This window comes from Arthrobacter sp. LAPM80 (genome assembly GCF_046736435.1).
GTDB lineage: Bacteria > Actinomycetota > Actinomycetes > Actinomycetales > Micrococcaceae > Specibacter.
In genome coordinates, this window is sequence record NZ_JBCHVD010000035.1 from 1 (window position 1) to 11,345 (window position 11,345).

An 11,345-nucleotide genomic window follows, 5' to 3' on the forward strand; every position below is an offset into this window, starting at 1 on the left:
ACTTAAACGCAGTTGCCCCGCATGATCGCAGTAAACAATCTACGATCATGCGGGGCAACTGCGTTTAAGACAACACAACACGCTCCGGGTCGGGCTAGTTGCGATTCAGCTCCGCGGAGATGACCTGTGCGGCCTGGCGCAACATCGGGACAGCCCTTTCGGCAAAATGCTCATCGACCCGCTGAACCGGGCCAGAGACGGAAATGGCCGTCGGTGTGGGCGCGTTGGGAACGGCCATGGCAAAGCACCGCACACCAATCTCCTGCTCTTCCTCATCAATGGCATAGCCGCGCTCTCTGATGACATCAAGGTCAGCCAACAGGCTCTCGACGGTGCCATGGCTCTTGCTGGTGGGTGTGGGCATCCCTGTGCGCGTCACAATGGTGCGCACGGCGTCATTGTCCAACTGCGCCAGCAGCGCTTTTCCCACACCGGTGTCGTGTGTGTGGGCGCGGCGCCCTACTTCGGTGAACATGCGCATGGAGTGCGGTGAGGGAACCTGGGCGATGTAAATGACCATATCGGTGTCCAACACCGCCATGTTGGCAGTCTCCCCCAGATGCTTCACCAGAGTGTCCAGCTGAGGCATGGCCATGGCACCGAGTTGCTTCGTTGCGCCTTCGCCCAGACGGATCAGGCGCGGCCCCAATGCATAGCGGCGGCTAGGCAGCTGCCTGATATAGCCCAGCGACACCAGTGTGCGCAGCAGCCTGTGGATCGTGGGCAGGGGCAGTTCGGTGGAGGCGGAAAGCTCACTGAGGGTGACATTGCCACCTGCTTCGGTGATCAGCTCAAGCAGTTCAAAGACGCGTTCCACTGATTGGACGCCGCCGCTTGCTTTTGCTGCCATGGTAGGTCTCCTACTGGTGTATGTGCCAACGAATATTCCGCATGATGGTATCAAGTTTCCAACTCCCCAACATACCTCATTCCGCAACGCGAAAGAGAATGCAGGGCTAGGGCTTGAAATTCCACTAGATAGATAATAATATCCATTCTACGAGAACAATCGTAAATGTCGATAGCCCGCATGGGCCTAACCCAAAGGAAATTCAATGGCGAATCCCAGCCCCGGCAACTCCATCACCCTCCGCGTGAGCGCTCCGTCCAACTTCACTGTCACAAGCGAGCTCGCAGCAGCAGCTGCCTCGGCCGGTGCAGCAGTCACCGCCTTGGACATCGTCGAATCACAGCATGAGAGCATTGTCGTCGACATCACTGCCAACACCACCGACGACGCCCACGCAGACCGCGTCAAGGAAGCCCTGCAGGCGCTCGAGGGCGTACACGTCCTCCACGTCTCCGACCGCACCTTCCTGATGCACCTCGGTGGCAAGCTCGAGGTCAACTCGAAGTTCGTCATCCGCAACCGCGACGACCTCTCCCGCGCCTACACCCCCGGTGTTGCCCGGGTCTGCATGGCCATCGCAGAAAACCCCGAAGCCGCGCGCAACCTCACCATCAAGCGCAACACCATCGCCGTCGTCACCGACGGAACCGCAGTCCTGGGCCTGGGCGATATCGGCCCCGCCGCAGCACTGCCCGTCATGGAAGGCAAGGCTGCACTGTTCAAGCAGTTCGCCAACGTCGATGCCTGGCCCGTATGCCTTGACACCAAGGACACCGAAGAGATCATCATGATCGTCAAGGCCATGGCCCCGGTCTACGGTGGCATCAACCTTGAAGATATCGCCGCCCCTCGCTGCTTCGAGATCGAGCGCCGCCTCAAGGAAGAACTGGACATCCCCGTCTTCCACGATGACCAGCACGGCACCGCCATTGTCACCCTCGCCGCCTTGAGCAACGCGTTGAAGGTTGTCGATAAGAAGATTGAAACCGTGAAAATTGTTGTGGCAGGCGTCGGCGCCGCTGGCAACGCCATCATCCAGCTCCTGCTCGCCCAGGGCGCCAAGAACATTGTGGCCTGCGGACGCAACGGTGCTGTGAACCGCGACGAGGTTTACACCGACGAACACCGCACCTGGCTGGCCAACAACACCAACCCGGAGAACTTCACCGGGTCCCTCCACGACGCCGTTGCGGGAGCAGATGTCTTCATCGGCGTCAGCGGGCCCAACGTTCTGGGCGAGGCACAGGTGGCCTCCATGGCGCCGAAGTCAATTGTCTTCGCCATGGCCAACCCCACCCCCGAGGTCGATCCTGTCATCGCATCCAAGTACGCCGCCGTGGTTGCCACAGGCCGCAGCGACTTCCCGAACCAGATCAACAACGTGCTGGCGTTCCCCGGATTCTTCCGCGGACTGTTGGACGCGGGCGTGTCGGACATTTCGGATGAGATGCTTGTAGCGGCATCCGAGGCCATCGCAAAACGCGTGGATGACTCCGAACTAAACGCAAGCTTCATCATTCCCAGCGTCTTCGACCCGCACGTGGCCGGAGATGTCGCCGCAGCAGTGGCCGCCGCGGCTGCCACATCACTCACCGAGAGGGCTTCCGCATGAGCACCCCGTCAGTAACCGTTACAGATCCCACACCCATTCCCCGCGCCGGTGAGATCCTCACCCCCGAGGCACTGGAATTTGTCGCAGAACTCAACCGCCGCTTCAACCCCACCCGCGTACAGCTCCTTGCTGACCGCACGGCCAAGCGCGAAACTGTTGCCGTCACCGGCAAGCTCGATTTCCTGCAGGAAACGCAGTCAGTCCGCGACGGCGGCTGGAAGGTTGCCCCGGCACCGGCACCGCTGCTTGACCGCCGCGTGGAGATGACAGGCCCGGCCTCGCCGGCGAAGATGGCCATCAACGCCCTCAACTCGGGCGCCAAGGTGTGGCTGGCAGACCTGGAAGATGCCTCCACCCCGCTCTGGGCCAACGTTGTTGACGCCGTCCTGAACCTTAAGGACGCAGCGGCAGGCACCCTCGAATACACCTCGCCCGAGGGCAAGGAATACCGCCTGCGCACCGACGCGCCCTTGGCTGTTGTTGTTGCCCGCCCCCGTGGCTGGCACCTCAGCGAAAGCCACGTGCTGGTCGACGGTGCACCGACCTCGGGCGCACTGGTTGACTTCGGCCTGCTGTTCTTCCATACGGCAAAGGCACTGATCGCCAACGGCCAGGGCCCCTACTACTACCTGCCGAAGATGGAAAGCCACCTCGAGGCCCGCCTGTGGAATGACATCTTTGTCTTCGCCCAGGACTACCTCGGCGTGCCCCAGGGCACCATCCGCGCCACTGTTCTCATCGAGACCATCCCGGCAGCGTTTGAAATGGACGAGATCCTGTACGAACTCCGCGATCACGCCTCGGGCCTGAACGCCGGGCGCTGGGACTACCTGTTTAGCATCATCAAGTACTTCCGCGACGCCGGCGAGTCCTTCACCCTGCCGGACCGTGCACAGGTCGCCATGACTGCGCCGTTCATGCGCGCTTACACCGAACTGCTGGTCAAGACCTGCCACGCCCGCGGCGCCTTCGCCATGGGCGGCATGGCCGCTGTCATCCCCAACCGCCGCGAGCCCGATGTTACGGCTGCAGCGTTTGAAAAGGTGCGCAACGACAAGACCCGCGAAGCCAATGACGGCTTCGACGGCTCCTGGGTTGCCCACCCGGATCTGGTCCCCGTGTGCAAGGAAGTGTTCGACGCCGTTCTCGGCGACCGCCCGAACCAGCTGGACAAGCTGCGCCCCGAGGTCACCGTAACTGCCGACCAGCTGCTTGACATTGCGTCTGCTGCCGGCCAGGCAACGGAGGCGGGCCTTCGCCTGAACCTGTATGTGGCAGTCGCCTACACGGCCGTCTGGATCTCCGGCAACGGCGCTGTGGCCATCCACAACCTGATGGAAGATGCCGCCACGGCGGAAATCTCCCGTTCACAGGTGTGGCAGCAGATCCGCAACAAGACAGTGCTCGCCGACACTGGCAACACGGTAACCCGTGAACTCGTCACAGGCATTCTCGCCGAGGAAACGGAAAAACTGCGCGGCGAAGTTGGCGAGGAAACCTTCGCCAAGTACTACAAGGCAGCCAGCGAACTCATCGGGGACATCTGCCTCTCCGAGGACTACGTGGACTTCCTGACCATCCCGGCCTATGAATTGGTGGGCTAGAGATGACCGTAACTCCTTCACTGAGCACAGCGGACCTGGCGCACATCGATTCATCCTGCGCGGCCACGGATGAACTCCTTGACCGCAATTACCCCGGCGATGACGGCAGTCGCCAGCCCGTCCACACTGTGTACGTGCCGGCGGACCGTTTCACCCCCACCTTTGCCGCCGACTGGGGCAGCCAAGGCCAGGAAGCCATCAACAACTATGGCGGACTGGAAAAACTTGGTGCACTCCTGGGTCAGGACGCCGAGCTGGCTGCTGAGGTGGCCCCTCGGGTGGCTGCCAAGCTCGCCACCGAGGCCATCGAAGACCTCCGCCTGGATTTTGAAGACGGCTTCGGGGACCGCGGCGACGCAGCAGAGGATGCTGCAGCAGTAGCAGCAGGCAAGGCGGTGGCAGCTGCCACCGCCGCCGGGACGGCACCGCCATTTATCGGCATCCGCTTCAAGTGCTTTGAAGCTGCCACCCGGGCCCGCGGTGTGCGGACCTTGGACCTGTTCGTCTCCAGCCTTGTCGACGCCGGCGAGCTCCCCGACGGGCTCGTGCTCACACTGCCTAAGGTCACAACGGTTGACCAGGTCAAGGCGATGGACTTTGCCGTGACGCGACTGGAAGAAATCCACGGCCTGCCCGCCGGCCGGCTCCGCTTTGAGGTGCAGGTGGAAACCCCGCAGCTCATCCTGGGACCGGAGGGAACCTCCCCCGTGGCCCAGCTGGCACACGCCGTGCCGGGGCGGATCAGCGGACTGCACTACGGCACCTACGACTACAGCGCCTCGCTGGAAATCTCGGCCGAATATCAGTCAATGGAACACCCCGTGGCCGACTTCGCCAAGGAAGTCATGCAGTTGGCAGTGGCCGGAACAGGCATCCGTCTCTCCGACGGCTCAACCAACATCATGCCCGTTGGCGAAGGTGCCGAGGCAGCCTGGGCGTTGCACGGACGCCTCGTGCGCCGGTCACTTGAGCGCGGCTACTACCAGGGCTGGGACCTGCACGCAGCCCAGCTGCCCAGCCGTTTCAGCGCCACCTACGCCTTCTACCGCCAGGGCCTGCCGGCCGCGGCGGTTCGATTGCGCAACTATGTTCAGCAGACCCCCGGTGCTGTCATGGACGAACCAGCCACCGCTCGCGCCCTGGCCAACTTCATCTTGCGCGGCCTCGTCTGTGGTGCTGCCGGCGCCGAAGAAGTACAGGCACTGACCAGCCTCGACCAAACGCAACTTACCCTGCTGGCGCACCCCCGCCTGGCAGCCGTCATTTCTGGAGCGAACGCATGAGCAAGTATTACTCCCCCGCAGGCGGCCTGCCGCCGCAAACACACCTGACAACAGAACGCGCCATCGTCACCGAGGCCTACACTGTCATCCCCAAGGGCGTCATGACTGACATCGTGACCAGCACGCTGCCGGGCTTCTCCAATACACGTTCGTGGATCCTGGCCCGCCCGATCTCCGGGTTCGCCACCACCTTCTCCCAGCTGATCGTGGAGATCGCCCCGGGTGGCGGCGCCCCCATCGCCGAGTTTGAGTCCGGCGTCGAAGGCGTGGTCTTCGTCACCAAGGGCAAGGTCAACCTGACCCTTGACGGTGAACTGCACAAGCTCGAGGAGGGTGGCTACGCCTACCTCGCCGCCGGCGCAACCTGGGGACTGGAGAACGTCTCGGACGACGTTGTCTCCTTCCAGTGGATCCGCAAGGCCTACGAGCGGCTCGAAGGCTATGAGGCCAAGTCCTTCGTCACCAGCGATGCTGACGTTGAACCGACGGCCATGCCTGACACTAACGGCGCCTGGAAGACCACCCGTTTCACGGACTCTTCCGACCTGGCCCATGACATGCAGGTCAACATCGTCACCTTCCAGCCCGGCGGTGTCATCCCCTTCCCTGAAACTCACGTCATGGAACACGGCTTGTACGTCCTTGAAGGCAAGGCCATGTACCTGCTCAACAACGACTGGGTTGAAGTGGAGGCCGGCGACTTCATGTGGCTCCGCGCCTTCTGCCCGCAGGCCTGCTACGCCGGCGGCCCGGGCGAATTCCGCTACCTGCTGTACAAGGACATGAACCGCCAGATCAAGCTGACCTAAGCTGCGCTACCTCTATTCAATGCGCCCGTTTCCACTTTTCGCTACCTCTACCCGGGGCGCGAAAAGCGGGAACGGGCGCATTTTTGTCCCAGCATCACAGACGCACGGAACACTGCAGGACTTGCCCCTTGACGTCCGTCACATCCTTCTCTAGACTTTTCATAAAGCAGAAACTAATTTCCACAATATGAAATGCATGGAATGAAGAATTCCTTGGAAGGACCGACAATGACGTACACAGTGAACTGCTCCATCCTCCTGACCGAGCTCCCCCTGTTGGAACGCCCGGCCGCCGCAAAGGCAGCCGGATTCGATGCAGTCGAGTTCTGGTGGCCCTTCGACACTGCAGTCCCCGCCGACGCCGATGTCACAGCCTTTGAAAACGCCATCACCGACGCCGGCGTCCAGCTCACGGGCCTGAACTTCTTCGCAGGCAACATGCCCGGCGGTGACCGCGGACTGGTTTCCTGGAAGGGCCGCTGCTCCGAGTTCAAGGACAACGTTGACGTTGTTGTCGGCATCGGCGAGCGACTCGGCACCAAGGCCTTCAACGCCCTCTACGGCAACCGCCAGGACGAGTTCACCCCGGAAGAGCAGGATGAGCTCGGCCTGAAGAACCTCGTGTACGCAGCCCAGGGCGTCGCCAAGATCGGCGGAACTGTCCTGCTGGAACCCGTCTCCGGCACCCCCGCCTACCCGGTGAAGACTGCCGCTGACGCGCTGGCCATCATCGCCAAGACCCAGGAAGCCGGCGTGGACAACGTCAAGCTGCTGGCTGACTTCTACCACCTGGCCGTCAACGGCGACGACGTGGCCGCCGTGATTGAAAAGCACGCCAAGAACTTCGGCCACATCCAGATCGCCGACGATCCCGGCCGCGGCGCCCCCGGCACCGGCAACCTGCCCCTGGGCGAATGGATCACCCGCAGCCGCGACCTCGGCTACGCCGGCCCCATCGGCCTGGAATACAAGGCCGCCGCAGCGGATGCCTTCAGCTGGGCCATCCGCCAGCCGGCCAACTAATCCTCCCTCCCCACACACTTTTAGAACGTAAGGACACATTATGAGCAACGTTGCAGTCATCGGACTCGGCATCATGGGCCTTCCCATGGCACTGAACCTCGTCAACGCAGGCCACAGCGTCACTGGTTTCAACCGCAGCCAGGGCTCCATCGACAAGCTCGTCGCGGCCGGTGGCAACGGCGCCACGTCGATCGCGGACGCCGTCAAGGAAGCCGACGTCGTCATTACCATGGTTCCGGACTCCCCCGACGTCGAAGCAGTCGTCTCCGGCCCGGAGGGCGTCTTCGCCAACGCCAAAAAGGGCACCCTGTGGGTTGACGCCAGCTCCATCCGCCCGGATGTTGCCAAGCGCCTGTCAGAAGAAGCCGTAGCGGCGGGCATCCGCCCCCTTGACGCCCCGGTCTCCGGTGGCGAGCAGGGCGCCATTGATGGAGTCCTCTCCATCATGATCGGTGGCGACGCCAAGGACTTCGCTGACGCACAGGACGTGTTGAAAGCCGTGGGCAAGACCATCGTCCACGTGGGACCGTCAGGTTCGGGCCAGACGGTCAAGGCAGCCAACCAGCTGATCGTGGCCGTGAACATCCAGGCCCTGGCCGAGGCAGTTGTCTTCCTCGAGGCCTACGGCGTTGACACCGACGCCGCGCTCAAGGTTCTTGGCGGCGGCCTCGCCGGCTCCAAGGTCCTTGACCAGAAGGGCCAGAAGATGCTTGACCGCAACTTCGATCCCGGCTTCCGCCTGGCCCTGCACAACAAGGACCTGGGCATTGTCACAGCAGCAGCACGCGAAGCAGGCGTCACAGTCCCCCTCGGCAGCGCCGTGGCCCAGCTCGTCACCTCCATGGTGGCCCAGGGCGACGGTGGCCTTGACCACTCGGGCCTGTTCAAGGCAGCACTGGCCTCCTCCGGGCGCAAGTAGCGCAAAGACGCGCCGCACCCCCAAAAAACCGACTCCCCGCCGTCGCGCATCTTGGCCACGGCGGGGAGCCAACCAAAACCACACACGCCCGCACAGGGCAACCCACAAATTTTGAAGGAGCAATACCATGGCAAAGATGCGCAGCGTTGACGCAGCCGTTTTGATTTTGGAAAAAGAAGGCGCAACGGAGATCTTCGGTCTCCCCGGAGCAGCCATCAACCCGTTCTACTCGGCCATGCGCGCCCACGGCGGGTTGAACCACACCCTGGCCCGCCACATGGAAGGTGCGTCCCACATGGCAGACGGCTACTCACGAGCAGCCGACGGCAATATCGGTGTTTGCACCGGCACCTCCGGCCCCGCAGGCACCGACATGATCACCGGACTGTACGCAGCTCAGGCCGACTCCATTCCGATGCTGTGCATCACCGGCCAGGCCCCCGTTGCCAAGCTGCATAAGGAAGACTTCCAGGCAGTGGACATTGAGTCCATTGCAGCTCCCCTGACCAAGCTCGCGATGACCATCAAGGAGCCCGGCCAGGTTCCCGGCGCCTTCCAGAAGGCCTTCTACCTGATGCGTTCGGGGCGTCCCGGCCCGGTTCTGTTGGACCTGCCGATCGATGTGCAGATGGCCGAGATCGAATTCGACATCGACGCGTACGAGTCCCTCGTGCCGAGCAAGCCCGCTGCCACGCGCAAACAGGCCGAGAAGGCCCTCGACATCATCTTGGCCGGAAAGTCCCCGCTGATCGTCGCCGGTGGCGGCGTGATCAACGCCGGCGCCTCCGCGCAGCTGGTTGAATTGGCCGAACTGCTCTCCATCCCGGTCATCCCGACCCTGATGGGCTGGGGTTCCATTCCTGATAACCACCCCCTGATGGCCGGCATGGTCGGCCTGCAAACCTCGCACCGCTACGGCAACGCAACCTTCTTGGAGTCCGACGCCGTCATCGGCATCGGCAACCGTTGGGCCAACCGCCACACCGGCGGCCTGGACACCTACACCGAGGGCCGCAAGTTCGTGCACGTGGACATCGAGCCCACCCAGATCGGCCGTGTTTTCTCACCGGATTTGGGCATCGTTTCCGACGCCGGCGCAGCCCTAGACATCCTGCTCGAGGTTGCTCGTGAGCGCAAGGCTGCCGGCACCGTCCCGGACTACAGTGCCTGGGCCGACTCCTGCGCCGCCCGCAAGGGTTCGCTGCAGCGCAAGACCCACTTCGATAACGTGCCGATGAAGCCTCAGCGCGTGTACGAAGAAATGAACGCAGCCTTTGGCGAAGACACCACCTACGTCTCCACGATCGGTCTCTCGCAGATCGCCGGTGCACAGATGCTGCACGTCTTCGGCCCGCGTCGCTGGATCAACGCCGGACAGGCCGGCCCGCTCGGCTGGACCCTGCCTGCAGCCCTGGGCGTTGTCCGCGGCAAGCCCGGTCAGACGGTTGTCGCCCTCTCGGGTGACTACGATTTCCAGTTCATGATTGAAGAACTGGCCGTCGGTGCACAGTTCAACCTGCCCTACATCCACGTTGTCGTCAACAACTCCTACCTGGGCCTGATCCGTCAGTCACAGCGCGGTTTCAAGATGGATTACCACGTCTCCTTGGCCTTCGATAACATCAACTCCCCCGAGACCAACGGCTACGGCGTCGACCACCTCAAGGTGGCCGAAGGTCTGGGCTGCAAGGCCATCCGCGTGGAGCGTCCCGAAGACATGCCTGCCGCCTTCGCCGAAGCCAAGAAGCTCATGGAAGAGTTCAAGGTTCCCGTTGTGGTTGAAGCCATCCTGGAGCGCGTCACCAACATCTCCATGGGCACCGAACTGGACAACGTCAACGAAATTGAAGACATTGCCGAGTACGCAACGGATGCTCCCACAGCCATCCTGGCCTTGCAGGGCTAGGGAGGAACCATGCGCGTCATCCTCGCACCCGACAAGTTCAAAGGTTCCCTGAGCGCCCCCGAGGCTGCCGGGTTCCTGGCTGAAGGCCTGAGCTCGGTCGCACCGGAGCTTGACATCGTTTTGATGCCAGTGGCCGACGGCGGCGAGGGCACCATCGACGCCGTCGTCGCCTCGGGATTCACCCGGGTCAGCGAAACGGTACAGGGCCCCACAGGGGAAACCCTCCAAGCAGACTTTGCCGTCAACGGCAAGGTCGCAGTGATTGAGATGGCTGCCGCCTCCGGGCTGGCCGTACTGCCCGACGGGCGGCACTCACCCCTGGGTGCCAGCACGTTCGGCACCGGCCAGCTGGTCAAGGCAGCCCTTGACCGGGGCTGCACGGAGATCGTGCTGGGTGTTGGTGGCAGCGCAACAACCGACGGCGGGGCGGGCATGCTAGCCGCACTTGGCGCCACCTTCAAGGACTCAGCCGGGCGGCACCTGCCGCCCGGCGGGGGCGCCCTGTCCACCGTGACAAACATCGATCTTGGCGGCCTGGACCGGCGCCTCGGCGGGGTGCAGTTCACTCTTGCCAGCGACGTCGACAACCCGCTCTTGGGCCCTGACGGCGCAGCCGCCGTCTTTGCCCCGCAAAAGGGTGCCTCGGAGAAAAACGTGGCACACCTGGAGAACGCTCTCGAGCGCTATTTCCGCGTCATGGCCAACGCCCTTGGCACCGCCGCAGTGGATGCCATTGACGCACCTGGTTCCGGAGCTGCCGGCGGCACGGGCTACGCCGCACTGGCTGTGCTCTCCGCCAAGCGCCGGCCCGGCATCGAGGTTGTGCTGGAACTGACAGGACTGGCCGATAGGATTGGCGCAGCCGATCTGGTCATCACGGGCGAAGGCAGCCTGGATGAGCAAAGCCTGTTCGGCAAGGCACCCATGGGTGTGGCCACTGCGGCACGCGCCGCCGGTGTTCCCGTGGTGGCGGTGTGCGGACGCAGTACCTTGTCCGCCGACGTCCTGCGCGACGCCGGCTTCGCCCACAGCTACGCACTCACGGACCTGAATGCCGATACGGATTACTGCATGAAAAATGCAGGGGCCATGCTGACTGAAATTGGTGCCACCATTGGCACCCGGCTTGCCACACGTGGCAAGGAAGAGGAGAACTCGTATGTCTAATACTGCAGGAATTGACGAGAGCGGCGATCTCTTCGATCTCGTCATTCGCGGTAAGCGGGTGCTGACCACCGCCGGCATCGCTGCCCGCGAAGTCGGTGTCCGCAACGGTGTCGTCATCGCGCTCGAACCGCTGGGCAACAAGCTGCGCGGCCGCGAGGTCATCGAACTCGCT

Annotated in this window: 9 protein-coding genes and 1 pseudogene; 9 read left to right on the forward strand and 1 reads right to left on the reverse strand. The window is 63.0% G+C overall.

The window, feature by feature from the left end; translation table 11 throughout:
- Positions 1–94: 94 nt before the first annotated feature.
- On the reverse strand, positions 95–850 hold the full coding sequence (locus AAGW05_RS18235) for an IclR family transcriptional regulator (RefSeq protein WP_411805980.1): 756 nt from the start codon (positions 848–850) through the stop codon (positions 95–97).
- Positions 851–1,055: 205 nt separating this feature from the next.
- Here AAGW05_RS18235 and AAGW05_RS18240 point away from each other — a divergent pair, with 205 nt between their 5' ends.
- The 9 genes and pseudogenes from AAGW05_RS18240 to AAGW05_RS18280 all read left to right on the forward strand — a co-directional run.
- Complete coding sequence (locus AAGW05_RS18240) at positions 1,056–2,462, forward strand: NAD-dependent malic enzyme (protein ID WP_411805981.1); 1,407 nt, start codon at positions 1,056–1,058, stop codon at positions 2,460–2,462.
- Entirely contained in the window at positions 2,459–4,066 is a 1,608-nt protein-coding gene (aceB, locus tag AAGW05_RS18245; RefSeq protein ID WP_411805982.1) for a malate synthase A, read from the forward strand. The genes AAGW05_RS18240 and aceB overlap by 4 nt, the downstream gene beginning before the upstream one ends.
- A 2-nt stretch (positions 4,067–4,068) precedes the next feature.
- Positions 4,069–5,349, forward strand: coding sequence for a DUF6986 family protein (locus AAGW05_RS18250; protein ID WP_411805983.1), 1,281 nt, complete (start codon positions 4,069–4,071; stop codon positions 5,347–5,349).
- Positions 5,346–6,158: a bifunctional allantoicase/(S)-ureidoglycine aminohydrolase gene (locus AAGW05_RS18255; RefSeq protein WP_411805984.1), complete on the forward strand. Its 813-nt coding sequence runs from the start codon at positions 5,346–5,348 to the stop codon at positions 6,156–6,158. Before AAGW05_RS18250 ends, AAGW05_RS18255 begins: the two co-directional genes overlap by 4 nt.
- A 228-nt stretch (positions 6,159–6,386) precedes the next feature.
- Positions 6,387–7,181, forward strand: coding sequence for a hydroxypyruvate isomerase family protein (locus AAGW05_RS18260; RefSeq protein WP_411805985.1), 795 nt, complete (start codon positions 6,387–6,389; stop codon positions 7,179–7,181).
- A gap of 40 nt (positions 7,182–7,221) precedes the next feature.
- A complete protein-coding gene (locus AAGW05_RS18265; protein ID WP_411805986.1) occupies positions 7,222–8,100 on the forward strand; it encodes a 2-hydroxy-3-oxopropionate reductase in 879 nt (292 codons plus the stop codon).
- Positions 8,101–8,227: 127 nt separating this feature from the next.
- Positions 8,228–10,006 carry a glyoxylate carboligase gene (gene gcl / locus AAGW05_RS18270; RefSeq protein WP_411805987.1) on the forward strand — a complete coding sequence of 593 codons (1,779 nt, stop codon included), beginning with the start codon at positions 8,228–8,230 and terminating at the stop codon, positions 10,004–10,006.
- 9 nt (positions 10,007–10,015) lie between these two features.
- Positions 10,016–11,173, forward strand: coding sequence for a glycerate kinase (locus tag AAGW05_RS18275; RefSeq protein ID WP_411805988.1), 1,158 nt, complete (start codon positions 10,016–10,018; stop codon positions 11,171–11,173).
- Positions 11,166–11,345: pseudogene (locus AAGW05_RS18280) on the forward strand (allantoinase); the annotation flags it as partial. The gene AAGW05_RS18275 and the pseudogene AAGW05_RS18280, both read left to right, overlap by 8 nt.